The organism is Blautia sp. MB18-30 (assembly GCF_023669475.1).
Taxonomy (GTDB): domain Bacteria; phylum Bacillota; class Clostridia; order Lachnospirales; family Lachnospiraceae; genus Blautia_A; species Blautia_A fusiformis.
In genome coordinates, this window is the sequence record NZ_JAMOYY010000012.1 from 47689 (window position 1) to 73799 (window position 26111).

25 protein-coding genes are annotated in these 26111 nt (G+C 46.1%); 22 read left to right on the forward strand and 3 right to left on the reverse strand.

The features are described from left to right. Window position 1 precedes the first annotated feature (1 nt). The 5 genes from dnaJ (at window position 2) to thiI (ending at window position 5416) form a co-directional block, all read left to right on the forward strand. A complete protein-coding gene (dnaJ, locus tag NCY57_RS07450) occupies window positions 2-1192 on the forward strand; it encodes a molecular chaperone DnaJ (RefSeq protein WP_110102501.1) in 1191 nt (396 codons plus the stop codon). A gap of 158 nt (window positions 1193-1350) precedes the next feature. Continuing rightward, entirely contained in the window at window positions 1351-2304 is a 954-nt protein-coding gene (gene prmA / locus NCY57_RS07455; RefSeq protein ID WP_021652332.1) for a 50S ribosomal protein L11 methyltransferase, read from the forward strand. Between the two features lie 4 nt (window positions 2305-2308). Next, window positions 2309-3052 carry a 16S rRNA (uracil(1498)-N(3))-methyltransferase gene (locus NCY57_RS07460; RefSeq protein ID WP_173739610.1) on the forward strand — a complete coding sequence of 248 codons (744 nt, stop codon included), beginning with the start codon at window positions 2309-2311 and terminating at the stop codon, window positions 3050-3052. 3 nt (window positions 3053-3055) lie between these two features. Continuing rightward, window positions 3056-4210, forward strand: a complete 1155-nt coding sequence (locus tag NCY57_RS07465) for a cysteine desulfurase family protein (RefSeq protein ID WP_173739609.1) — start codon at window positions 3056-3058, stop codon at window positions 4208-4210. Window positions 4211-4234: 24 nt separating this feature from the next. Beyond that, window positions 4235-5416, forward strand: coding sequence for a tRNA uracil 4-sulfurtransferase ThiI (gene thiI / locus NCY57_RS07470; RefSeq protein ID WP_015527083.1), 1182 nt, complete (start codon window positions 4235-4237; stop codon window positions 5414-5416). A 165-nt stretch (window positions 5417-5581) separates the two neighbouring features. On the opposite strand, the gene NCY57_RS07475 is transcribed toward thiI, so the two are convergent. Continuing rightward, window positions 5582-5818, reverse strand: coding sequence for an HPr family phosphocarrier protein (locus NCY57_RS07475; RefSeq protein ID WP_015527084.1), 237 nt, complete (start codon window positions 5816-5818; stop codon window positions 5582-5584). Window positions 5819-5951: 133 nt separating this feature from the next. Between NCY57_RS07475 and mtaB the strand changes: the two genes are divergently transcribed. The 9 genes from mtaB to NCY57_RS07520 all read left to right on the forward strand — a co-directional run bounded on the left by mtaB (window position 5952) and on the right by NCY57_RS07520 (window position 13101). Then, entirely contained in the window at window positions 5952-7280 is a 1329-nt protein-coding gene (gene mtaB, locus NCY57_RS07480) for a tRNA (N(6)-L-threonylcarbamoyladenosine(37)-C(2))-methylthiotransferase MtaB (RefSeq protein WP_110102499.1), read from the forward strand. A 185-nt stretch (window positions 7281-7465) separates the two neighbouring features. Further along, on the forward strand, window positions 7466-7738 hold the full coding sequence (locus tag NCY57_RS07485; RefSeq protein WP_015527087.1) for an IreB family regulatory phosphoprotein: 273 nt from the start codon (window positions 7466-7468) through the stop codon (window positions 7736-7738). 1 nt (window position 7739) lies between these two features. Next, window positions 7740-8192 (forward strand): Holliday junction resolvase RuvX, encoded by a 453-nt coding sequence (gene ruvX, locus NCY57_RS07490; protein ID WP_015527088.1) that lies wholly within the window; start codon window positions 7740-7742, stop codon window positions 8190-8192. A 92-nt stretch (window positions 8193-8284) separates the two neighbouring features. Continuing rightward, window positions 8285-8554 carry a DUF1292 domain-containing protein gene (locus NCY57_RS07495; protein ID WP_059086846.1) on the forward strand — a complete coding sequence of 90 codons (270 nt, stop codon included), beginning with the start codon at window positions 8285-8287 and terminating at the stop codon, window positions 8552-8554. 281 nt (window positions 8555-8835) lie between these two features. After that, entirely contained in the window at window positions 8836-10470 is a 1635-nt protein-coding gene (locus NCY57_RS07500; RefSeq protein ID WP_044962008.1) for a ribonuclease J, read from the forward strand. Between the two features lie 4 nt (window positions 10471-10474). Then, the gene (locus tag NCY57_RS07505; RefSeq protein WP_021652339.1) at window positions 10475-10813 is read left to right on the forward strand and encodes a YlbF family regulator; all 339 of its coding nucleotides are present in this window, start codon (window positions 10475-10477) and stop codon (window positions 10811-10813) included. A gap of 11 nt (window positions 10814-10824) precedes the next feature. Continuing rightward, complete coding sequence (locus NCY57_RS07510) at window positions 10825-11229, forward strand: endolytic transglycosylase MltG (RefSeq protein WP_015527091.1); 405 nt, start codon at window positions 10825-10827, stop codon at window positions 11227-11229. Further along, window positions 11226-11918 (forward strand): O-methyltransferase, encoded by a 693-nt coding sequence (locus NCY57_RS07515; protein ID WP_021652340.1) that lies wholly within the window; start codon window positions 11226-11228, stop codon window positions 11916-11918. Before NCY57_RS07510 ends, NCY57_RS07515 begins: the two co-directional genes overlap by 4 nt. Continuing rightward, window positions 11878-13101, forward strand: a complete 1224-nt coding sequence (locus NCY57_RS07520; protein WP_173739608.1) for a peptidase U32 family protein — start codon at window positions 11878-11880, stop codon at window positions 13099-13101. The genes NCY57_RS07515 and NCY57_RS07520 overlap by 41 nt, the downstream gene beginning before the upstream one ends. Window positions 13102-13157: 56 nt before the next feature. Here NCY57_RS07520 and sigK read toward each other — a convergent pair whose 3' ends face one another. Next, entirely contained in the window at window positions 13158-13787 is a 630-nt protein-coding gene (gene sigK, locus NCY57_RS07525; protein ID WP_250789587.1) for an RNA polymerase sporulation sigma factor SigK, read from the reverse strand. A 181-nt stretch (window positions 13788-13968) separates the two neighbouring features. Here sigK and NCY57_RS07530 point away from each other — a divergent pair, with 181 nt between their 5' ends. From NCY57_RS07530 to NCY57_RS07540, 3 genes are read left to right on the forward strand one after another with little or no spacing between them, the layout of a single operon-like run. After that, complete coding sequence (locus NCY57_RS07530; RefSeq protein WP_250789588.1) at window positions 13969-17508, forward strand: DUF5717 family protein; 3540 nt, start codon at window positions 13969-13971, stop codon at window positions 17506-17508. Beyond that, window positions 17505-18779 carry a DUF5716 family protein gene (locus tag NCY57_RS07535; protein WP_118752550.1) on the forward strand — a complete coding sequence of 425 codons (1275 nt, stop codon included), beginning with the start codon at window positions 17505-17507 and terminating at the stop codon, window positions 18777-18779. The genes NCY57_RS07530 and NCY57_RS07535 overlap by 4 nt, the downstream gene beginning before the upstream one ends. Continuing rightward, a complete protein-coding gene (locus tag NCY57_RS07540; protein ID WP_021652345.1) occupies window positions 18776-19555 on the forward strand; it encodes a hypothetical protein in 780 nt (259 codons plus the stop codon). The genes NCY57_RS07535 and NCY57_RS07540 overlap by 4 nt, the downstream gene beginning before the upstream one ends. Here the strand turns inward: NCY57_RS07540 and NCY57_RS07545 are convergent. Next, a complete protein-coding gene (locus tag NCY57_RS07545; protein WP_250789589.1) occupies window positions 19552-20991 on the reverse strand; it encodes a hypothetical protein in 1440 nt (479 codons plus the stop codon). The genes NCY57_RS07540 and NCY57_RS07545 overlap by 4 nt on opposite strands. 167 nt (window positions 20992-21158) lie before the next feature. Between NCY57_RS07545 and NCY57_RS07550 the strand changes: the two genes are divergently transcribed. The 5 genes from NCY57_RS07550 to purB all read left to right on the forward strand — a co-directional run bounded on the left by NCY57_RS07550 (window position 21159) and on the right by purB (window position 26014). Beyond that, on the forward strand, window positions 21159-21881 hold the full coding sequence (locus tag NCY57_RS07550; RefSeq protein ID WP_044961983.1) for a LytR/AlgR family response regulator transcription factor: 723 nt from the start codon (window positions 21159-21161) through the stop codon (window positions 21879-21881). A gap of 92 nt (window positions 21882-21973) precedes the next feature. Further along, window positions 21974-22864, forward strand: coding sequence for an amino acid ABC transporter substrate-binding protein (locus NCY57_RS07555; RefSeq protein ID WP_044961985.1), 891 nt, complete (start codon window positions 21974-21976; stop codon window positions 22862-22864). Between the two features lie 229 nt (window positions 22865-23093). Next, entirely contained in the window at window positions 23094-23744 is a 651-nt protein-coding gene (locus NCY57_RS07560; protein ID WP_022426149.1) for an amino acid ABC transporter permease, read from the forward strand. Between the two features lie 21 nt (window positions 23745-23765). Next, a complete protein-coding gene (locus NCY57_RS07565) occupies window positions 23766-24458 on the forward strand; it encodes an amino acid ABC transporter ATP-binding protein (protein WP_173739605.1) in 693 nt (230 codons plus the stop codon). Between the two features lie 122 nt (window positions 24459-24580). Further along, complete coding sequence (gene purB, locus NCY57_RS07570) at window positions 24581-26014, forward strand: adenylosuccinate lyase (protein WP_044961987.1); 1434 nt, start codon at window positions 24581-24583, stop codon at window positions 26012-26014. The last annotated feature ends 97 nt before the right edge of the window (window positions 26015-26111 follow it).

Genomic DNA, 26111 nt, shown 5'->3' on the forward strand with positions numbered 1-26111 from the left:
AATGGCTGATAAAAGAGATTATTATGAAGTCTTAGGTGTGGATAAAAACGCCGACGACGCAACATTAAAAAAAGCATATCGTAAGCTGGCCAAGAAATATCACCCGGATGTAAATCCGGGTGATAAAGAGGCTGAAGCGAAATTCAAAGAGGCGACAGAGGCTTACTCCGTTTTAAGTGATGCCGACAAGAGAAGACAGTATGATCAGTTTGGTCATGCGGCATTTGAAAACGGCGGCGGAGGCGGTGCCGGCGGCTTTGGTGGATTTGACTTCAACGGTGCGGATATGGGAGACATCTTCGGAGATATCTTCGGAGACCTGTTCGGCGGCGGAGGCAGAACCAGACGGGCCAACAATGGACCGATGAAGGGTGCCAACCTTCGTGCACGTGTGAACATTACTTTTGAGGAAGCGGTTTTCGGATGCGAGAAAGAGCTGGAAATCGTTCTCAAAGATGAGTGTACCACATGTCACGGAACCGGAGCGAAACCGGGAACATCACCGATCACCTGTCCGAAATGTAAAGGCCAGGGCCAGATCGTTTACACCCAGCAGTCCATGTTTGGTATGGTACGTAATGTTCAGACCTGTCCGGATTGTAACGGAACCGGTAAGGTGATCAAGGACAAATGCAGTGCCTGCCGTGGAACCGGATATACCTCTTCCAGAAAGAAGATCCAGGTATCTGTACCGGCCGGTATCGACAATGGCCAGTGCATCCGTATCCGTGAAAAAGGTGAGCCGGGAACCAACGGCGGTCCGAGAGGAGATCTGCTGGTTGAGGTAAATGTAGCCCGTCATCCGATCTTCCAGAGACAGGATATGAATATCTTTTCAACAGCTCCGATCACATTTGCACAGGCTGCACTTGGCGGTGAGATGCGTATTAATACCGTTGACGGTGAGGTTTCCTATGAGGTGAAACCGGGAACACAGACGGATACAAGAATCCGCCTGAAGGGCAAAGGTGTTCCGTCATTACGTAACAAGAACGTTCGTGGTGACCACTATGTAACACTGGTAGTCCAGACTCCGACTAACCTTAATGAGGAGGCAAAGAAAGCTTTGGAGGCTTTTGATGCGGCATGCGGAAACCGTCCGTCAGAGGACAGCACATCCGAGACTTCCGAAAAAACCGAAAAGAAGAAAAAAGGTTTCCGTGAGAAAGTTAAGGAAATGTTTGAGGAATAAATAAAGTGAAAACAGGAAAGAGGCACAAAATGCCTCTTTCTTTTTTTTCTGTATTCGTGTATATTAAAAGAAGTGCCCGTTTTCGGGACAATAGAAAACAGGCGACAGACAGGAACGAAAATCCGTAAATGTGTATACAGCATAAGGAGATATAAAAGATGAAATGGAACCGTTTTACACTTAAGACAAAAACAGAGGCAGAGGATATTGTGATCTGTACACTTGCCGAGGTGGGGATTGAAGGTGTGGAGATCCAGGACAAGCAGCCACTGACCGATGAGGATAAGGCACAGATGTTTGTGGATATCATGCCGGAAGGACCAGCAGATGACGGGATCGCATATCTGAACTTCTATCTGGAAGAGGATGCGGATACCGAGGCAATCCTGAAAGATGTGAAGGCTGCACTGGAGGATCTGAGAAGCTTTGTGGATATCGGAGAGGCAACCATCACAGAATCCCAGACAGAGGACAAGGACTGGATCAATAACTGGAAACAGTACTTCCATCAGTTCTATGTAGACGACATTCTGATCGTACCGTCCTGGGAAGAAGTGAAGGCAGAAGATAAGGACAAGATGATCCTCCACATTGATCCGGGAACTGCCTTTGGTACAGGAATGCATGAGACCACACAGCTTGTGATCCGTCAGCTGAAGAAATTTGTGAAGCCGGGAATGGAGATCCTTGATGTGGGAACCGGAAGTGGAATCCTGGGGATCGTTGCACTGAAGCTTGGTGCAGGTCATGTGGTTGGTACAGACCTTGATCCCTGTGCAGTTCCGGCAGTATCTGAGAACAAGGAGGCCAACCAGATCGAGGAGAAATCTTTTGACATGATGATCGGAAATATCATCGATGACAAAGAAGTTCAGAATCAGGTCGGATATGAGAAATATGATATCGTAACTGCAAATATTCTGGCAGATGTTCTGGTACCGCTGACTCCGGTGATCGTTGCACAGATGAAAAAAGGCGCTTACTACATTACATCAGGCATCTTGGATGTAAAGGAGGATGTCGTAGTGAAGGCTGTAAAAGACGCCGGACTGACTCTGGTAGAAGTGACTCATCAGGGCGAGTGGGTATCTGTGACAGCAAGAAAGGACTGATCTCATGCAGCGATTTTTTGTGGAACCTCATCAGATTGACGGGGACAGACATGAGATCCATATCACAGGAAGTGACGTCAACCATATCGTAAACGTACTCCGCATGAAAAAAGACGAGGAGCTCTGGATCAGCGATAAGGAAAAAGAATATCACTGTGTGATCGAAAACGCGGGGGAGGATGAAGTCCTGCTTCATATCCTCTATGTACAGGAGCCGGATTATGAGCTGCAGAACCGTATTTATCTTTTTCAGGGACTGCCGAAGGCTGATAAGATGGAGCTGATCATCCAGAAGGCAGTAGAGCTTGGAGCATATTCCGTAGTTCCGGTTTCAACCAGACGCTGCGTGGTAAAACTGGATAACAAAAAAGCAGAAAAAAAAGTATCCCGCTGGCAGCAGATCGCAGAAAGTGCGGCAAAACAATCCAAGCGTATGCTGGTGCCGGAGGTACATTCCGTGATGACCTTTAAAGAAGCCCTTGTCTATGCAAAAGAACTGGACGTTCTATTGATCCCTTATGAGCTTGCAAAGGGAATGAAAGAGACGAAAGAACTGATCCGGTCGATCGAACCGGGAAAAAGCATCGGTGTCTTTATCGGCCCTGAGGGTGGTTTTGAAGAGCAGGAAGTGGCAGATGCCATGGAAGCCGGTGCGAAACCCATCACCCTGGGACACCGGATCTTACGGACAGAAACCGCGGGACTCGCAGTACTTTCTGTTCTGATGTTTCAACTGGAGGATGAATAGATTATGGAAGCATATTTTGACAATTCCGCGACAACGAGATGCTTCGATGAAGTAAAGGATATTGTCTGCAAAACCATGACAGAAGATTTCGGAAATCCTTCTGCCATGCATAAAAAGGGAATGGAAGCGGAGAATTATGTCCGCAGAAGTGCCCAGACCCTTGCAAAATTACTGAAAGTGAATGAAAAAGAGATTCTTTTTACCTCCGGTGGAACAGAATCGGATAACCTTGCTATCATCGGTGGTGTGGAAGCCAATAAGCGAATGGGAAACCATATCATCACAACTGCAGTAGAGCATGCAGCAGTGGCCCAGCCTTTTGCTTATCTGAAGGAACAGGGCTATGAGGTGACCATCCTTCCTGTTGATCATCAGGGCGTTGTAAAGCTGGATGCATTGGAAGAGGCTCTTCGTCCGGATACCATTCTGGTGTCTGTGATGTACGTGAACAATGAGGTGGGAGCCGTGATGCCGGTAGAAGAGATCGGAAAGCTTGTCCATGAAAAAAGTCCGAAAGCACTTTTTCATGTAGATGCCATCCAGGCATTCGGAAAGTATCGTATCTATCCGAAAAAGCTGGGGATCGATCTTCTTTCTGTGAGCAGCCACAAGATCCATGGACCAAAGGGCGTAGGCTTTCTCTATATTAACGAAAAAGTAAGAGTACAGCCGCAGATCCTTGGCGGCGGACAGCAGAACGGTATGCGTTCCGGAACAGACAATGTGCCGGGGATCGCAGGCCTTGGCGTTGCCGCAGAGATGGTATACACAGATTTTGATAAAAAGATACAGCACCTCTATGCTCTGAAGGAGCGGATGGCAGAGGGACTTTCAAAGCTTGGCGATGTCACTGTCAACGGAATGCCGTTAATGGAGGGAGCGCCACACATCATGAGTGTAACCTTCCACGGAGTACGGAGTGAGGTTCTTCTCCATACACTGGAAGAATTCGGAGTATATATTTCCGCAGGAAGTGCATGCTCCAGTCATAAGAGAAAACCGAGTGCAACACTGACAGCTATGGGCTTGAGCAGAGCCGATGTGGAAAGTACCGTTCGCATCAGCTTCTGTGAGGAAAATACCTTTGAAGAGGTAGATTACTGCCTGGAAGCACTGGGAAAAACAATTCCGATGCTGCGCAGGTATGCACGTCGATAGAGAATACAGAAGAAAGGGATTTTTATGTTAGTACATGCATTTCTGATCAAATATGCGGAAATTGCCCTTAAGGGAAAAAACCGCTATCGTTTTGAAGATGCTCTCGTACATCAGATGGAGATCGCACTCTCCAAGATCGAGGGAGATTTTGAAGTAAAAAAAGAGCAGGGAAGAGTTTATGTATTCTGCCCGGAGAATTATGATTACGATGAGGCTGTAGATGCGCTGCAGCATGTATTCGGTATTGTAGGCATCTGCCCGGTTATGATCTATGAAGAACAGGGCTTTGAGAAGCTTGCCGAAGATGTTGTGGGTTATATGAAGCAGTGGCATCCGGACTTTAACGGAAGCTTCAAGGTCTGGACACGCCGCGCAAAGAAATCCTATCCGATCAGCTCCATGGAAGTCAGCGCTGAGCTTGGCGGACGTATCCTGGATGCGTTCCCGGAGGCAAGTGTAGATGTTCATCATCCGGAGCTGGATCTTTCTGTTGAGATCCGTGACAAGATTTACGTATATTCCCAGACCATTCCGGGCGCAGGCGGAATGCCCATCGGAACAAACGGAAAAGCCATGCTTCTTCTTTCCGGTGGGATCGACAGTCCGGTTGCCGGCTATATGATCGCAAAACGTGGTGTCAAGATCGATGCGGTATATTTCCATGCACCGCCCTACACCAGTGAGCGCGCAAAACAGAAGGTAGTGGATCTTGCCCGCCTGGTAGCCAAATACAGCGGACCGATCCGTCTCCATGTAGTTAACTTTACAGATATACAGCTTTATATTTATGATCAGTGTCCTCATGATGAGCTTACTATTATCATGAGAAGATATATGATGCGTATTGCCGAGCATTTCGCTAAAAAAGACCGTTGTCTCGGACTTATCACAGGTGAGAGCATCGGACAGGTTGCAAGCCAGACCTTACAGAGCCTTGCTTCTACAAATGAGGTCTGCACACTTCCGGTATATCGTCCGGTGATCGGCTTTGATAAAGAGGAGATCGTCCGTATTTCCAGAAAAATCGATACCTTTGAGACTTCTATTCAGCCGTTTGAGGATTGCTGTACCATCTTTGTAGCGAAACATCCTGTAACAAAGCCGAATCTTAAGGTGATCCGCCGTTCTGAGCAGAAGCTTTCTGAGAAGATCGATGAGCTTATGGAAACGGCTCTGAATACCACAGAGATCATTGAAATTCAGTGATCCGTTTTTAGATAAGAAAAAACAAACAGGGAACCTCGCTGCAGAGGTTCCCTGGAATTACCGATATATCAGGAAAAGGGAGTTCATTGAGAACAGAAGGATTCTGAAAGCATGAAAAAAGAGGAACTGTATCCGATACAGTTCCTCTCAAATATACAGTATAGATTAGTCGATTGTATATTTGGAAATAATCTGCATTACGTTATCCAGAGCAGCGCCATCTGCATGGATGTTGAGGTCGATCGGCTTGGAAAGATCCAGGCTGAAGATACCCATGATGGATTTTGCATCGATCACATATCTTCCGGATACTAAATCAAAATCGCAGTCGAATTTGCTGATCTCGTTTACGAATGCTTTCACCTTATCGATGGAATTCAGTGAGATTTTAGCTGTTTTCATTATAATAACCTCCCTTGATAAATTTTTGTTGTTTTACAGCTTTCATCTTACCTGTCAGTACCCAAAAAGTCAAGGTGAAAAGAGATAAAAATTGTTTTAATAATTAGTTAAAGTGTAAAAAAAGTGAGGAAAAATGGGAAATAAAGTTGCATTACACAACCTGGGCTGCAAAGTAAATGCCTATGAGATCGAGGCCATGCAGCAGCTTCTGGAGGAGGCGGGATATGAGATCGTGCCTTTTGAGCCGGGAGCGGATATTTATGTGATCAATACCTGCACAGTAACCAATATTGCAGACAGAAAATCAAGACAGATGCTCCACAAAGCAAAAAAAATGAATCCGGAAGCGATCGTGGTGGCAACGGGCTGTTATGTACAGACCGGTGGCGAGAAACTGGAAAAAGACGAAGCCATTGATCTTGTTCTGGGAAATAACCAGAAGATCAATATTGTGGAGGCACTGGCCGAATATGCGGAAAATAAACCGGGCCATGGTTCCCATGTGATCAAGATCAATCAGACAAAAGAGTATGAGGAACTTTCCATTGATCGTACTGCAGAACATGTAAGGGCATATATCAAGGTTCAGGACGGATGCAATCAGTTCTGTACGTACTGTATCATTCCCTATGCAAGAGGTCGTGTCAGAAGCCGGAATATTGAAAGTGTGCTGAAGGAGGTCCGTGCACTTGCGGAAAAAGGGTATAAGGAAGTGGTCCTTACAGGAATCCATTTAAGCTCCTATGGAGTGGATTTCCCGGAGGAGAAAAAAGAGACACTGCTTTCTCTGATCCGTGCTGTGCATGAGATCGAAGGGATCAGGCGTATCCGTCTGGGATCGCTGGAACCGGGAATCGTTACAAGAGAATTTGCGGAAGGGATCGCGGCGCTGCCGAAGGTATGCCCGCATTTCCATCTTTCCCTGCAGAGTGGCTGTGATGAGACCCTGGAGAGGATGAACCGCAGATACAGAAGCGGGGAATACAGAGAGCGCTGTGAGCTTTTAAGAGAAGTGTATGGAAATCCGGCACTGACAACGGATGTGATCGTAGGCTTTCCGCAGGAATCGGAGGAAGAATTCCGGAAATCCTATGATTTTGTGGACAGCATCCGTTTTTACGAGACTCATATCTTCAAATATTCCAGAAGACAGGGAACAAAGGCGGCTGCCATGGACGGACAGCTGACAGAGGCGGAGAAATCCTTCCGCAGTGAGAAGATGATCGAGCTGCATCATCGTCATGCAGGGGATTATGAGAAATCCATGCTTGGCAAAAACCTGGAGGTACTGATCGAGGAAGAGTATACAAAGGATGGACGGACCTGGTATCTGGGACACAGCCGGGAGTATATAAAAACTGCTGTACCGAAATCGGAAGCTTATGGCGTAAATGATATCGTAATCGTAAAGGCAGAAGGCTTTCTTGAAGAGCACATCATGACCGGTGAAGCCGTGGAGTGAAGAACGGGATCGTATGTTGAAAGGTTGTTTGTTCACTGGTAATATTTTGCGAAGCGTGTTACTGAGAACGGAGTGAACAGTAACGTTGACAGTTTGTATTCGCAATCCTCGTTAAATTTAAGATTGTAATTTATGTAAATTTATATTAAAATAAAAAAGAATATATTTTAAGGACGTGAGAGACAATGGCAGAGAATAATCTGGGAAATACACAGTATTTCAGAACAAAACCGGATCAGGAGCTTCAGGTAAAAGAAGTCCTGGATCTGGTGTACAATGCAATGGATGAGAAGGGCTACAATCCGGTGAATCAGATCGTAGGATATATTATGTCCGGAGACCCGACCTACATCACAAGCCACAAGGGTGCGAGAAGCATGATCATGAAGGTGGAGCGTGATGAGCTGGTAGAGGAGCTTCTCACCGAGTATATCAAGAATAAGTCCTGGGAACGTTAATATGAGAGTACTGGGACTGGACTATGGCTCGAAGACCGTTGGGGTTGCAGTGAGCGATCCCCTTGGTCTGACAGCCCAAGGTGTGGAAACCGTATGGCGCAAGCAGGAAAACAAGCTTCGTCGTACTCTGGCACGTATTGAAGAGATCATTTCGGAGTATCAGGTTACGGAGATCGTTCTGGGATACCCGAAAAACATGAACAATACAGTAGGAGAGCGGGCCGAGAAATCTCTGGAGTTTAAGGAAATGCTGGAGAAACGTACGGGTCTGCCTGTTGTTATGTGGGATGAGAGACTGACTACCATGGCGGCAGACCGTACTCTGGAGGAGACCGGTGTGCATAAGGAAGACCGTAAACAGTATCTGGATCAGGTAGCAGCAGTCTTTATCCTGCAGGGATATCTGGATGCTGCCGCATACAGAAGAGAGCAGCAGGAAGGCGTGGAAGAATGATCGGAAACGCAAATAGATATTTTGAGCGGATCAGGTAGCAAATGCGGATTGTGAATATCCGCTTGACAAGAACGGATAAGGAAGAATTAAATATGGAAAAAATAATATTTCAGTCAGACGACGGCACAGCTGCTGAGTTTTACGTAGAGGAGCAGACCAATATTGCGGGTGTGACTTATCTTTTGGTGTCCGATTCACAGGATGAGGAAGCAGACGCATATATTCTGAAGGATATTTCAGCTCCGGGAAGCACAGAAGCCTGTTATGAGATGGTCGAGGATGATGACGAACTTCAGGCTGTATATGCAGTTTTTCAGCAGATGCTGGATGACGTGAATTTTGAATGGAGGAGCGATTTTTGAAAAGCGAGAACAACGATGACAACAAAAATGCGGAGAGCAGAGTACAAGTTTCCGCAGGCGGTGCCAGAAGAACCGCAGCAAGACAAAAGAATGCCGGATCAAGAACAAGACAGTATCGTGGTGGCAGCAAAAACCGTCAGGATAAGCCTTTCCGGCCAACAGCAAAGAAAACAGCAGCCGGTGGCGCTGTAAAAAACAGCAGAAACACACAGAAACCGGCAAAGACCGGCGGCAGGCCATCCGGTCGGAAAACCGGCCGCAGAACAACATCCAAGCTTAAGATCATACCACTTGGCGGTCTGGAGCAGATCGGAATGAACATTACCGCTTTTGAGTATGGCGACAGTATTGTAGTTGTAGACTGTGGTCTTTCTTTCCCTGAGGACGATATGTTGGGAATCGATCTGGTCATTCCGGATGTAACATACCTTAAGGAAAATATTTCCAAGGTGAAGGGATTTGTGATCACTCATGGACATGAGGATCATATCGGAGCTCTTCCGTATGTGTTGAAAGAGATCAATGTTCCGATCTATGCTACCAAGCTGACACTGGGACTGATCCGCAACAAACTGAAAGAGCATAACCTTATGCGTTCTACCAAATTGAAAGAGGTAAAACACGGGCAGGTGATCAATCTTGGGGATTTCGCTGTGGAATTTATCAAAACAAATCACAGTATCCAGGATGCATCCGCACTTGCTATTTATTCACCGGTGGGAATCGTGATACACACAGGAGACTTTAAAGTTGATTATACACCGGTATTTGGAGATGCCATCGATCTGCAGCGTTTTGCAGAGATCGGCAAGAAGGGTGTGCTTGCACTGATGTGTGAGAGTACCAATGCAGAGAGACCGGGATTTACAATGTCCGAGCGTACAGTGGGACATGTATTTGATAATCTTTTTAATGAGTACCGTACATCCAGGATCATCATTGCAACCTTTGCATCCAACGTGGATCGTGTGCAGCAGATCATTAACACTGCATACCGGTTCGGAAGAAAGGTTGCTGTGGAAGGCCGCAGTATGGTCAATGTTATTTCCGTAGCGTCAGAGCTTGGCTATCTGCAGATCCCGGAGAACACACTGATCGAGATCGATCAGGTGAAGAATTATCCGGACGACAAGGTGGTTCTGATCACAACCGGAAGTCAGGGTGAGTCCATGGCGGCACTTTCCCGTATGGCAGCCAATATCCATAAAAAGATCACGATCAAGCCTAACGATACCATCATTTTCAGCTCCAATCCGATCCCCGGAAATGAAAAGGCAGTTTCCAAGGTCATCAACGAACTGTCTATGAAGGGAGCCAAGGTTATTTTCCAGGATGTCCATGTTTCCGGACATGCCTGCCAGGAGGAGATCAAGCTGATCTACTCCCTTGTAAAACCGAAATATGCCATTCCGATCCATGGTGAGTACCGTCATCTGACTGCACAGAAACACATTGTGGAAGATCTGGGAATCCCGAAGGAGAATATTTTTATCCTTTCTTCCGGAAATGTTCTGGAGTTGGACGGACAGGATGCCAAGGTGACAGGAAGCGTTCATACAGGTGCGATCTTCGTAGACGGACTTGGCGTTGGCGATGTGGGAAATATCGTACTCCGTGACCGTCAGCACCTGTCTGAAGATGGAATCATGATCGTAGTTATGACACTGGAGCGCCACAGTAATGTAGTTCTCGCAGGTCCGGATATCGTTTCCAGAGGTTTTGTGTATGTAAGAGAATCTGAGGATCTTATGGAGCATGCCAGACAGGTTGTGGAAACTGCACTGGATTCCTGCCTGGAGAACAATATCACGGACTGGGGCAAGATCAAAACCGAGGTCAAGGATGCCCTTGGAGAGTATCTGTGGAAACGGACCAAGAGAAATCCTATGATCCTGCCTATCATTATGGAGGCGTAGGTTCATGGATGAGATCAGCATGGAGATCGAGAAGCTTCTCGATGCTGTGCACAGAAGCGATGAATATCAGGAATATCAGAAACAGGCAGCCCAGCTTGAAGGGGATCCTGAGCTGAAAGCCAGAGTGATGAGATTCCGTGGAGATAATTTCAGACTGCAGAATCATTCAGACAAGGATGAGCTGTTCCATATTGCGGAACAGCTCAATCAGGAGTCTGCAAGTCTGAGACAGAACCTGAAAGTAAATGCCTATCTCGACGCAGAGCTTGCGCTGTGCAGACTGATGCAGCGGATATGCAGGACGCTGGTGGACGGGATCGACATACAGATTCCTGACTTATAGGAGGAAAGACTATGGCAGACACAAGAGACAAGGTTGGCAGGGCCGGCGTTTTTCTGGCTGGAGGGGTATTTAAAACCGCTGTATATATCTTTATTATCGTATTTCTGATCTGGGTTGGAAAATCAGCATATCAGTTTGGCTACGATGTGTTTAACCAGCAGGCTATGAGCCCGGGAGAGGGACAGCAGGTCACGGTAGTTATAAAAGAAGGTGCCTCTGCATATAAAGTAGGCAAGACACTGGAGCAGAAGGGTCTTATCAAGGATGCGCTTGCATTTACCATACAGGAAAGAATGTCCGCATATCACGGACAGATCAAAGCAGGTACATACCTTCTCAGTACAGCTTATACACCGACCAGGATCATTGCAGTGCTGTCAGGAGAAGAGAGCAAGGAAGGATCGAACAGCCAGTGATCGTAGAAGAACGCATGCAGACCTATATCAATTCACTGGATATGGGGAATACTCCATTTCTGCAGGAGTTGGAGACAAAGGCACTTGCAGACCGGGTGCCGATCATCCGGAGAGATATGCAGAGCTTTATGAGGATGCTTCTGGCACTGAAACAACCGAAGCGCATTTTGGAGGTGGGGACTGCCGTAGGCTTCTCCACACTTCTTATGTGTGAGTATGGGCCGGAAGATATGGAAATTGTTACCATAGAGAATTATGAAAAAAGAATTCCTGTCGCAAAGGATAATTTCAGGCGCGCAGGAAGAGAGTCACAGATCACGCTTCTGGAGGGAGATGCCGGAGAGATCCTGAAGAATCTTACCGGAACCTTTGATATGATCTTCATGGACGCAGCCAAGGGCCAGTATATCCACTGGCTTCCTGACGTGCTGAGACTGATGAAAGAGGGAAGCGTGCTGGTATCTGACAACGTGCTGCAGGAAGGGGATATTATTGAATCTCATTATCTTGTGGAACGGCGTAACCGTACAATCTATAAAAGAATGAGAGAATATCTCTGGCAGCTGACTCACAGTCCGGTGCTTCGTACATCGGTGCTTCCTCTTGGAGACGGAGCGGCTGTAAGTGTAAAAACAGGAGAACAGGTTTATGAAACGACCAGAACTATTGGTTCCGGCGAGCAGCCTTGAGGTTTTAAAGGTTGCCGTCATATATGGTGCAGATGCTGTTTACATCGGCGGAGAAGCTTTTGGACTTCGTGCAAAGGCTAAGAATTTTTCAAAAGAAGATATGTGTGAGGGAATCGCATTTGCCCATTCCCATGGTGTAAAGGTTTATGTGACAGTAAACATCCTGGCGCATAACCGTGATCTTGAGGGTGTAAGGGAATATCTTCAGGAACTGAAGGAGATCGGACCGGACGCACTGATCATCGCAGATCCGGGAATCTTTATGTATGTAAAGGAAATCTGCCCGGAGATCGAGCGTCACATCAGTACACAGGCAAATAATACCAATTATGAGACTTACCGTTTCTGGTATAACCTTGGTGCCAAACGTGTGGTAAGTGCAAGAGAGCTTTCTCTGGAAGAGATCCGGGAGATCCGGGCACATATTCCGGAGGATATGGAGATTGAAACGTTTATTCACGGCGCCATGTGCATTTCCTATTCCGGAAGATGTCTTCTCAGTAACTTTATGGCAGGAAGAGATGCCAATCAGGGAGCCTGTACCCATCCCTGCAGATGGAAATATTCTGTTGTGGAGGAGAAGCGTCCGGGAGAATACATGCCGGTATTTGAAAATGAGAGAGGAACTTTTATTTTTAATTCCAAGGATCTCTGTATGGTAGAACATATGGAAGATATCCTTACAAGCGGTATTGACAGCCTGAAGATCGAAGGACGTATGAAAACAGCTCTTTATGTGGCAACAGTGGCAAGAACCTACCGCAAAGCCATTGACGACTGTATGGAAAGTCCGGAAAAATATCATGCAAATATGCCGTGGTATCAGGAGCAGATCTCAAACTGTACCTACCGTCAGTTTACCACCGGATTTTTTTACGGAAAGCCGGATGAGAATACCCAGATCTATGACAGCAACACATATGTAAGAGAATACACATATCTTGGATTTGCAGAAGAGATCGATGAGAGAGGTCTGGCAAGACTGACACAGAGAAACAAGTTTTCTGTAGGAGAGACCATCGAGATCATGAAACCGGACGGAAGGAATATTCCGGTCACAGTGGAAGCCATTTATAATGAAGAGGGCGAAGCTATGGAGAGTGCACCACATGCTCAGCAGAGAATCTATGTGAAACTGACTGAGATGCCGGAGGTATTTGATATTCTCCGAAGAGGTGAATGATCCGAAAGGGTGGATAAGAGAGAGTAAAGGGGAGAACGAAAAGAACGTTCTCCCCTTTACTGATTTTCAGGAAAAAGAGTACGGAGTTTTCGAAGAGCGTTCTTTTCGATACGGGATACATAGGAGCGGCTGATGGAGAGATTTTCAGCAATCTCTCGCTGGGTCAGTGGCTCCTGGCCATTCAAACCGTAGCGGCAGCAGATCACCTGGTATTCCTTTGGGGAGAGTACTGTCCGGATACAACGGAGAAGATAGGAAATGCTGTCCCTTTTGAAACAATCATCCACAACATCAACGGGTGGACTTTCAATGATATCGAGAAGGCTGATCTCGTTGCCTTCCCGGTCTGTGCCGATGGGTTCATAGAGAGAAACTTCTCTGGAACGTTTCCTGCGGGCACGGAACATCATGAGAAGCTCATTGTCAATGCACCTTGCAGCATAAGTGGAAAGCTTGGAAGTCCGGCTGGGATCAAAGGTGGAAATGGCTTTGATCAGACCTATGGTGCCTATGGAGATCAGATCATCCGGATCCTCGTCACATCCCTGATATTTTTTTGCAACATGTGCTACGAGGCGGAGATTGTGTTCGATAAGGATATTTTTTGCTTCCGGATCGCCCCTTTGGAGCTGCAGAAGATAGAACTGCTCTTCCGCAAAAGAAAGCGGTTTCAGAAAGGTTTTCAAGGGTTCACCTCAAAGGGGATTTCCTTATAGCTTATGAGCCGGACGTGCTTTTCGTGCTTTTCCAACAGAAACTTTATAAAAAGGACAGAGGCGAACACCTGTTGCGCCACATTCTGATCTGGTGTATAATCATAAAATACGAGTGACAACAATCAGTGTATATTGATGAGGAGTATATATTTTGAAAAAGAGGATAGAACAGCTTCTTAACGGAAAATTTATTTATGAACAGCCTGAGCTTCTGTTTTCACAGGACCGTATTTTCGCTACGCTGAAGGCAGGAGAGACTACAAAGGATGAGATTTATTTCGGTACCGATGACAACCGCAGGATCAGTGGCTTTGTGACTTCATCTGACCGGAGACTGGTGCCGGGATTTGACCGCTTTTCCGGAACCACAGTGCGCATGCCTTATGGGGTAGATGCAGAGGGAATGAGGCCGGGAGAGAGCTTTGAAGGCTGGCTGTGTTTTACTACCAGTATCGGAGAATATAAGCTGCCGTTCACTGTACAGGTACAGACGGAAGAGGTGAAGAGTGCAGGCAGAAAGGTAGCTTCTCTGGAAGAATTTCTGCATATTGCAAAGGAAGATTTCCATGAGGCTTACCGGATCTTTACAGAACGCCATTTTTCCCTGATCCTGAGTGATCAGAGCGAGAAGATCCGTTCTCTTTATGCAGGAATGTCACAGCAGCCGGTGACCTATCAGCATCTGGAGGAATTTCTGATCGCAGCCGGTGCCAAGGAAAAGGTGACATTGAGTCTGAACAGAGAAGAGGCCGGTTTTTATGATGTCAGTGAATCTGTTCAGGAATCCCTTTATATCCACAGGAGCGGATGGGGACACCTGCGGGCAGATATTGAGGTAAACGGGGATTTTCTGGAGGCAGGCAAGCATGTGGTCACAGAAGAGGATTTTATCGGAAGTACCTGTGAAATAAACTATGTGATCCGCCAGGAAAAACTGGGAAAAGGAAATCAGTACGGCGAGATCATTGTAAAAACCCCATACCAGAAACTGGTATATCACGTTCTTGCATCCAGAGGAACTGAGAGTGCCGTGAACCTGGATCTTCTGGAAAAACAGTACCGGATATCTCTGATGAAGGAATACTTGGGATATCTCTGTAAAAGAACAGATTTTCAGGCCTGGACAGCCTCTACTCATGAGAAGCTTGACCGTATGGGCGAAAACGGACTGAAATATCCGGAATATCAGCTTCTGGAAGCCTATCTTCTTCATCTGGAAGGAGAAGATGACCAGGCTTCAGAAATCCTTGAGCGTTATCAGAATAAATCCTTTCATTACAATGAACTGGAACTGGCAGGGAGTTATCTGTATCTGTGTACACAGACCGGGCTGTACCGGGATAAGGAACAGGCCCTCCGCAAGGTACAGAATTTCCAGATGCAGAAGGAAGACAGCTTTATCCTTCTGAAACTGGTATTTGAAATGGATCATACGCTTTCTCCGTCAAAAAAGATCTTTCTGATGGAGGAACTTTTTGAGCGGGGATGTACAAGTCCTTTTCTGTATCTGGAAGCATGGAACCGTATTTGTGCAGATATGTCTCTGCTGCATCGAATCAATGGGTTCTGGGCCCAGGTATTCCTTTTTGCAGGAAAAGAACAGATGCTGACGGAAGAGCTGGTCATGCGCCTGGCATATCTTTCCGGTTATGAGAAAGCTTTTAACGAAAGTTTGTACCGTGCTATGGCCATGGGATGTGAAGCCTTTCCGTCGGATGATACCGTGGAAGCTATCTGTAAATATATTATGAAGGGAAATCCAAGAAAACCGGAATATTTTCAGTGGTTTTCCGCTGCCGTGGACCGCGGGATCCGGATCACACGGCTGTATGAATATTATGTGGAAACACTGGATACTTCTTATCGGAGAGTCCTGCCGAAACCGCTTTTGATGTATTTTACCTATAACAACAATACTCTCGGTGATTCCAAGCGTGCCTATCTGTATGCATGCATCATTGCAGGGAAGGAACGTGATCCACAGACATACGAAAGTTATCGTGAAAGCATGGAGGAATTTGCTTTCCGTAAGTTACGGGAAGGCCGGATGAATGAAAATTATGCCGCTGTTTATCAGGAATTCATGCGGGAACCATCGGACAGCGAAAAAGCGCAGGTGATCGCCTCCAGAATGTTTACCTGCCGGCTGTATACGGATGATCCGAAGGTTCGCAGTGTGATCGTCCGTCACAGACAGATGAAACAGGAAGAAATCTATCCGTGTATCCATGGGATCGCTTACCCAAGGATCTGCAGCGAAGATGCGGCCGTTGTATTTCAGGATGAAAAACAGAGACGTTATGCTGCTACGGTAGATTATAATCTGACACCACTTTTTGATGATCGTGAGATGGTTCCGGCAGTGCTGGAAAAAGGGGCGGATGAACCGGCTGTGCTTTTGTATTACTGTCAGGGTCAGGAGATCAGTCGTAAGAATCTGGGAATTTTTCAGAAACTGGTCCTTTCACCGGCGTTTACCGATGAATATAAGAGGCTGATCCGCAAAAAGATCCTGGATTATTATCAGGATCACGTGCAGGGAGAAGATCTGGATGCCTGTCTGGAGATGATGGATTATCGGGAATATGCCATGGTCGACCGGAAAACCCTTCTGGAGATCCTGATCCAGCGGGGACTGTTTCCGCAGGCTATGAGCGTGGTGGAAGCATTTGGATTTGAAGGAGTAGAGGAGCGTGCTCTTCTGAAGCTGGTAAGCCGTATGATCATCCGCTGTGATTGTGCGGAAGACGAAGAGCTGATCGCACTTTCCTCTCATGTATACCGACAGGGAATCTATGATGAAGTGATCCTCATGTATCTGATGAAATTCCGGTTTGGACCTGTGGATGAACTTCTGGATATCTGGAAAAGTGCCTGTGGGTTTGAGATGGATACCTATAATCTGGAGGAGAGGATCCTTTCTCTTCTGATGTTTAACTGGGATTACCGGCCAGAGGGTGCGGATATCCTGAAAGCATATATCCGCCATTCCGGAAAAGAGAGTGTGATCGGTGCGTATCTGACTCTGATGTCTTACGGAATGTTTGTAAAAGAAATGCCGGAGATGCCTGGACTTAAGGAGTATCTGAAAAATCGCAGAGAAAAGGAGTGGCCCGGAGACCGGATCTGTGACCTGACCCTTCTGAAACTGCTTTCCGAAGAAAAAACTGCTGATGAAGAAAATCTGGAAATGGAGGAAAAAATCCTCTCCTCCTGTGTAAAGGAAGGAATGCTATTTGAGTTTTTCCGGAATCTGGATCAGAGTATCCTGCGACCGTATCAGCTGGATGATAAGACTTTTGTAGAGTATCATACTTCACCGGAGACTTTGGTCACACTGTATTATTCCCTGGATACAGGACTTGGAACTGTACCGGACTATAAAAGTGAACCGCTCAAAAATGTCTATGAGGGAATTTTTGCCAGAGCATTTACATTGTTTTATGGAGAGACCCTGCGATATTATTTCCAGACAGAAGATGAAACCGGTGTACACAAAACGGAAGAAAAAATACTGACCATGAGCCAGAGTAATGACCAGGCATCCAGCAAATATCAGCTGATCAATCAGATACTCTGTGCAAGGAAACTGGAGAAAGGCACGGAAGTGAAGGAGAAGCTGGCACAGTATCTCCGGCAGGAACAGTACGTTAATGAAATGTTTGTCATAGAGAAGGAACCGGAAAGATGAATGAAATTCGTGACTTGATCATAGGAATTGATATTGGAAAAGAATACACACAGATCTGTTATTATGACAGAAAAGCAGAAGAAGCCCGTTCTCTTTCCATGAAGGTAGGAGCCAGTCAGTACGAAGCTCCGGGCTGTATCTGCTATCGTACCGATCACGGTGATTACTGCGTAGGCCTGGAAGCAGAGTATTTTGCCAGGGAAAAGGGCGGGATCATGATCGGAAATATTTATGATATCTGTCAGAAGGAAGAAAAGATCCAGGTGGCAGGAGAGGAAAAAGAGCCGGCAGAGCTTCTGGCACATTTTCTAAGGGGAATCCTGAAATTTCTGGGAATCCAGGATATCGTAAAGAATACCCGGTGTCTTTGTATCACATCGCCGGAGCTTAGTACACTTCAGGTACGGAATTATCAGAAGGCCTGCAGCCTTGCAGGTTTTTCCCGTGAGAAATATATGCTTATGGACTATGGCGAGAGCTTTTATTATTATGCACTGGGACAGAAACGGGAAACCTGGAATCGAAGTGTAGGCTGGTATGCCTTTGCAGGCGATACGGTAACTTTCCGGAAGCTGACCATCAACGGCTCTTCCAGACCGGTGCTTGTAAAACTGGAGGATCCGGTCAGTACAAAGCTTGAACCGGAAGAAGAGATCCGTGATGTGGAATTTTACCGTTTTATCAGTAAGACTCTCGGCAAAGAGCTCTTCTCCAGTGTGCAGATCACGGGAGAAGGATTTGACCAGCAGTGGGCACAGCAGTCTGTAAAGCTCCTGTGTCATCAGGGACGGAAGGTTTTTTACGGAAACAATCTTTTTGCAAAGGGAGCCTGCATAGCCGGTAAGGACAGGCTGGAGGATAAAAAACTCAAAGGTTACCGCTATTTAAGTGATTCGCTGGTGACTGCGGACGTAGGAATGGATATGCGGGTGATGGGCTCTCCGGCTTACTATCCGCTGATCGAAAGTGGCAGCAACTGGTATGAATGCAGTGCATCCTGCGAGCTGATCCTGGATGATACCAGTGAACTGGTATTTGTGGTAAGTATTCCGGAAGAAACCGAGAAGAAACGTGTGGCCATGGCACTTGAGGGGCTGCCAAAGCGGCCTAATCGGACTTCAAGGCTTTCCCTCACGCTGAAATACGTATCGCCGAGAGACTGTGAGATCACAGTAGAGGATCTGGGCTTTGGCGAAATGTATCCTTCCAGTGGGAAGATCTGGAGGGAACTGGTACGATGGGATGAGCAGGAAGAAAGGAAACAGGCATGAGCGGATATATTTTATGTCAGGTAAAAAAGGCAGAGAAGCCGTTTTATATCGAAAATATCAGTACCAATATCTATTCTATAGAAGAACTCTGCTATTATCTTTATAACAATCTTTATCTTGTGGACAGCTCATTGATCAGCAGTAAGCTCTGTACCTGGCTGGAGGAAGAACTGGAGCTTCCGAAGCTTGCGGCCAAGCTGAAACCTTATATTGGAAGAGAGGCCGGACTTGAAGAAGTACTGTATCCGATATTTAAAGAGATCAATTATCTGGCTTATGAAGAGCTTAAGACCTTAAACGGGCGCATTGAAGCCAGAAAACGTGAACCTGAAGAAATACGGGAGAAACGTAAAGGAGATGCGCTGATGGAGAATCGGATGTATGTGAATGCACTCCGTGTTTATCAGAAGCTTCTGGAGCATGGCGGGAAAGAAATCACCGGAGAGATGCGTGAAAGGATCCTGCATAATCAGGGATGCGCATACAGTTACCTGTTCCAGATGGATAAAGCGCTGGATTGCTTTTGGAAAGCATGGAAGGAGAATCATTCAGAGAAAGCGATGAAGGTTTATCTTCTGGCCTACCGCAGTGTTCACAGTGAAGAAGAATACAGGAAACGACAAGAAGATCTGAAGACAGATGAAATGGTAAGGCAGGAAACTGACCAGGCTCTGAAAAGCTTTGCCGGTCTCCCGGAGCAGCATATCGCATCCGGAGAAACCGACAGGATCCTGGAGGATCTCACAAGAGAATATCACAGAAGTACCGGCTCTTAAAGCTGTTCAAGAAGTCCCAGCAGGATCTGCCGGGCTTCTTTTTTTGTATATACGGATTCTTCCTCAGACAGGGAACAGAGGTAATCATTCAGGGCCTGTCCGATACTGGTCTCTTTCAGATAGATACAGAGAAAAGTATCTTTTTCGGAAAGAAAGCAGAGAAAAACGGAATAGTCAGACAGAACTTCCAGATGGATCCCGGTTTCAGGAAGTACGGAAGGCTTCAGGATCCTGCATTTTTCATGTCCCATATCTGTGTCAAGAAGATGCTTGAGGGCTTTTTTTCGTTCTTCTTTCGGAAGAGGGGTCTGATGGTAGGAATAAGGTCCGTCAAGGAGTCCGGTACGGGCAAATTTCCGGATCCCGCTCAGTGTAAAATAATTGCAGGAAAAGGCAGCTTCTGTAAAAGAAAAGGAAGTCTGGTTCAGAACCGCTGCCAGCTGGGTATAGACCGGATCGGAAAGATCGATATCCCTGTTATCAAACAATGACTGAATAAAGCCCGGACCATAGGACATCAGTGCAAGGCAGGGATGAGATTCCAGTGCAAAATTTGTTGAGATCTTTGTCTGCATGATAGAACCAAAGATATTAAGGATCCTGTTCGGAGAATCCGACTGCAGGAAGAATTGACTGGAATTCTCAAGAACCCGCCGGAATTCCTGTTGATATGCGTGGATCGCTTCCGGATTTTCAGTAAAAATACAGGTCATCATATCCGAGGATAACAGCAGCAGTTTTTTTTCAGTGAGTAAGAAAAAAGGAAACAGTTCATAGCTGGAAAACTCTCGGCCTGTCTGAGTATAGTAATAATATGGCTGGTAGCCCACAAAACCTGACAGGATCGGAAGGAGTGTGCAGAGAAAGGTTTCCAGATTCATGTTGTAATCCGGTGAGGCGGACGGGTTCTGGTGAAGCGGCAGAATCTGGATCACCGGTGGCAGTTTCTCATATTTGGGATAAAGATGGGAAAAGATCTGTACAAGAAGCCGGCAGTTGGCCGGAAGGTTGGTACGGATCGTTTCAGAAGAACCGGAAGACAGGATGTCCTCAAAAAGGCTCAGGACCTTCTTTTCCACATCAAGAGAAAAAGTTCCACGGTAAAAGGGAAAGGCTGGAAGCCTGAGAAAACCCTCCCGGGAAATGACCTGCTGGGAGCTGATAACACCCAGAAGTTCCTGTATATATTTGCGGTTGTAATATATTTCTTTTCCAATTTTTTCTATTTTATATAATTCCATCAGTTCCCTGCGTTGGGAAGGATTGATCCGGAGGGAATCGCAGAACTGGCGCACAAAATCAATACCGGGAAGACGTTTCCCTGTGATCATACGTTGTAGCGAGGTACGGTCAAGTCCCGAAGAAGCAGATAACTGATAAACGTTTTCTCCTGTATCCTTTAGGTATTCCCGGCATTTGTTGCTGAAATCAGACATAGTAGTACTCCTTTTGGTGCTTATATGACATTATTATACGAAAACAGATCATGAATTGCAATAATTTGTAAAAAAACAAGGCACAATTAGAAGCACATATTGCGTAGGTCTTTCTTTGAAAATAAAATGTTAATATCAGAAAGAGCATGAGGGAGGAAAACACGGCAATGGCAGTGATGACGATCGCGATATGTGATGAAATACGAAAGGATGCACAGAAGCTGTACAGGCAGCTTTCCACACTGGTCCCTGATGCAGAGCTCCTTCTGTATCGGACCAGAGAGAGTCTTCTGAAAGGACTGGCAGAGGGACACAAGATCTGCGATCTGATATTTCTGGGGCTGGATGGTGATCAGGGCAGGAGTCTGGAAACTGTACGGACAATGCGCCTGAAAGGACATTATATCCCGGTTGTGCTGGTGGCAGAGAATGAAAAATTCTATAAAGAAGCATTTGAAGTGTTTGCCTATAACTATCTGGTCAAACCGGTTGAAAGTGGAGAACTGGAACATGTTCTGGTACATATCCTGGAGGTATGCAGGCGTGAAGGCGGAAGAGCGCTGTATTTTCGCTACAGGACACATGTTTATACACTGCAGCACGATCATCTGGCATATATATCCAGTAGTCTTCACAGTGTGACATTTCATCTTACCGATGGAAAAAAGATCAGCTGCAGAGCCAGGCTGGGGGATTTTTCGGGACAGCTGTCAGACAGCAGCTTTTTGAGATGTCATCAGAGCTTTTGTATTAACATGGAGAAGGTAACTTCACTTAAGAAGAACAGTTTTGTGGTCGGACAGACGGAAATCCCAATTTCCAGAACATATCTGAAAACGGCCAGAAAGAAATACAAAGATTATCTGGCAGAGCAGAAGGTTTGCTCTTGACAGCTCCTTTTGGGTATGTTACTATAACCATACGCTTTCACGTGGTAGAGTGACCATGTGATAAAGAGATAACCGAAAAAAGGAGAATGACCATGAAGAAAAGAACAGTTGCAGTAGTAATGGCGGCAGCGATGACAATAGGAATGATGGTAACAGGAGTGAGTGTACAGGCAGGTGTTGAGGATAAGACCCTGATCGTAGGATTTGATGCTGAATATCCTCCGTTCGGATATAAGGATGATAACGGAGAATATGTAGGATTTGACCTTGACCTTGCCCAGGAAGTATGTGATAATCTTGGCTGGGAACTTGTTAAGAAGCCTATCAACTGGGATTCCAAGGATATGGAGCTGAACTCCGGAACGATCGACTGTATATGGAATGGATTTACTATCAACGGACGTGAGGATGACTATACATGGAGTGATCCATACATCAACAATGAGCAGGTGATCGTAGTTGCCAAGGATTCCGGAATTGAGAAGCTTGCGGATCTTAAGGGCAAGAACGTAGTTGTACAGGCTGCATCCGCTGCACTGGACGCATTGAACAACGATGACAATAAGGAACTGAAGGACAGCTTTGCATCTCTTACAGAGAATCCGGACTACAACACTGCATTTATGAATATTGATTCCGGAGCTGCAGACGCTGTTGCTGTTGATATCGGTGTTGCTAACTATCAGCTTTCCCAGAGAGGCAAGGATAAATATGTGATCCTTGACGAGCCAATCCAGAACGAGCAGTATGGCATCGGATTCAAGAAGGGAAATGATGAACTGAAGGATCTCGTATGGGATGAGGTCAAGAAGCTTGACGAGTCCGGTGAGGTTGACAAGCTTGCAGATAAGTATGAACTGGATAAGAGCATGCTCTGCATCAGCGAGGACAAGGATAAGACAGAGAATTCTGATTCAGCAGAAGCTGACACAGAAGAAAGTGCAGACAGCACAGAGAAAGAAACCGATTCTGAATCCAAATGATCCGGTACAGATCCGGCACAGTAAAAGCTGTGAAGATATTTTTTTAAGCTATCCAACAGCAGTAGAAATAAGAAACATAGCAGAAGCTTTTGAAGCTTCCGCATAAAAAGGAAATGAGGGTGCTTCGGCGCAGAAAGAGCTGCCGTACACGCTCATTTCCTGTTGTTTACAGGAATTACAGGTATCAGTCCGATAAATGGGACTGATACTCCGAACCAGGAGGAAAAAAATGAGTTTTAGTGTAATGCTCCAGCAGCTGGCAGGAGGAATGCTGGTCTCTATTGAGATCTTTTTTGTAACCTTGCTGTTTTCTCTGCCGCTGGGACTTCTGATCTGTTTTGGCAGAATGTCCAGAAACAAAGTGATCCGTACCATTGTATCCGGGTACATATCCATCATGAGAGGAACGCCGCTGATGCTGCAGCTGATGGTGGTATATTTCGGCCCTTATTTTATCTTCGGGATCCGTATTTCCATGGGATATAGTCTGATCGCTGTATTTATCGCATTTGCCATCAACTATGCAGCTTACTTTGCAGAAATCTATCGCGGCGGCATTGAATCCATGCCGGTGGGACAGTATGAAGCTGCAAAGATCCTTGGATACAATAAGGTGCAGACATTTTTCCGCATCATCCTTCCACAGGTGATCAAGAGGATTTTGCCGTCTATTACAAATGAGGTCATTACGCTGGTCAAGGATACTTCCCTTGCGTTTGTTGTGGCAGTTGCGGAGATGTTTACCATTGCCAAGCAGATCGCAAGTGCACAGACAACAATGATGCCATTTGTGATCGCTGCGATATTTTATTATGTGTTCAACCTGATCGTGGCTGTTGTGATGCAGAAGGTTGAGAAAAGTATGAATTACTATCGCTAACCGGAATGGAGAGTATAAAATATGAAATTATTTGAAATGAAACATATCAAAAAAAGCTTTGACGGACTGGAAGTTCTCAAAGATATCTCTCTTGACGTGGAAGAGGGAGAAGTTTTAAGTATCATCGGTCCTTCCGGTTCCGGCAAGTCAACCATCCTGCGTTGTGCCACAGGACTTGAGACGCCGGACAGCGGCGAGATCATCAAAAACGGTGATGTGGGACTGGTGTTCCAGCAGTTCAATCTGTTTCCGCATTTTTCCGTACTGAAAAATATAGTGGATGCACCTCTGAAGGTGCAGAAGAGAAAGAAAGATGAGGTTTACGCCCAGGCAAGAAGCCTTCTTAAGAAAATGGGCCTTGCAGACAAGGAGAAGGCATATCCTTTTCAGCTTTCCGGAGGACAGCAGCAGCGAGTTTCCATTGCCCGTGCGCTCTGTATGAATCCGAAGATCCTGTTTTTTGATGAACCTACATCTGCACTTGATCCGGAACTGACCGGTGAGATCCTGAAGGTTATCAAGGATCTTGCTCAGGAGCATATCACCATGGTGATCGTTACTCATGAAATGAATTTTGCAGGAGATATTTCCGACCGTATCATCTTTATGGATAAGGGTGTGATCGCAGTGGAGGGAACGCCGCAGGAGGTATTTTCTTCCGAAAATGGCAGAATGAAGGAATTTTTGGGAAAATTCCATCAGGGTATGGAGTAACAAACGGTTGCTTTTAAAGAGGCAATGTTATATAATTTCAAGAGGCGTGAATTAACCAGATTCGGGCAGATAACGGATCATTCGCCATTCCGGCCCGGATGTATGTAATCAGGAGGATAATAATGAATACAGACAGATATGTAAGCCCGCTGTCAGAGCGGTACGCAAGCAAAGAGATGCAGTACATTTTTTCCCCGGACATGAAATTCCGCACATGGAGAAAGCTGTGGATCGCACTTGCTGAGACGGAACGTGAGCTTGGCCTTAACATCACCCAGGAGCAGATTGACGAGATGAAAGCTCATGCGGATGATATCAACTATGATGTGGCTAAGGAGCGTGAGCGTCAGGTTCGCCATGATGTAATGTCTCACGTGTATGCGTTTGGTGTACAGTGCCCGAAGGCAAAAGGTATCATCCATCTGGGAGCGACCTCCTGTTATGTAGGAGATAATACGGATATCATCGTTATGACAGAGGCACTGAAACTTGTCCGCAAGAAACTTGTGAACGTGATCGCTGAGCTTTCCAAGTTTGCTGCACAGTATAAGGATCAGCCGACTCTGGCGTTTACTCATTTCCAGCCGGCACAGCCGACAACCGTAGGTAAGAGAGCAACTCTCTGGACTCAGGAATTCCTGATGGATCTTGAGGACCTTGAGTATGTATTAAGCACTATGAAGCTTCTTGGCTCCAAGGGAACAACCGGTACACAGGCTAGCTTCCTGGAACTTTTTGACGGGGATCAGGAGACCATCGACAAGATCGATCCGATGATCGCAGAGAAGATGGGATTCAGATCCTGCTATCCGGTTTCCGGACAGACCTATTCCAGAAAGGTTGATACCCGTGTGCTGAATATCCTTGCGGGAATCGCTGCAAGTGCACATAAGATGTCCAACGATATCCGTCTTCTTCAGCATCTGAAGGAAGTAGAGGAGCCATTTGAGAAATCCCAGATCGGATCTTCCGCTATGGCATATAAGAGAAATCCGATGAGAAGTGAGAGAATTGCTTCCCTGTCCAGATATGTGATGATCGATGCACTGAACCCGGCGATCACATCTGCAACACAGTGGTTTGAGAGAACTCTGGACGACTCTGCAAACAAGCGTCTCAGCGTTCCGGAAGGATTCCTTGCGATCGACGGAATCTTGGATCTCTGCCTCAATGTTGTAGACGGACTGGTTGTTTATCCGAAGGTTATCGAGAAGAGACTGATGTCTGAGCTTCCATTTATGGCAACTGAGAATATCATGATGGATGCAGTTAAGGCAGGCGGAGACCGTCAGGAACTTCATGAGCGTATCCGTGAGCTTTCCATGGAAGCAGGAAAGAACGTGAAGGTAGAGGGTAAAGATAACAATCTTCTTGAGCTGATCGCAGCAGATCCGGCATTTAACCTGACTCTTGAGGATCTTCAGAAATCCATGGATCCGTCCAGATATACAGGACGTGCCAAAGAGCAGACAGAGGCATTTATCGCCAATGTGGTACAGCCGGTTCTGGATGCACATAAGGATCTGCTTGGCGTTAAGGTTGAGATCAACGTATAATTCCAAGATGTTATAAACATTAAGAAATGAACACAGACAGGAATGACGTGTCTCTGTGTATTACAGGCAGAGAACATGCCGTTCCGAATAATAGAGA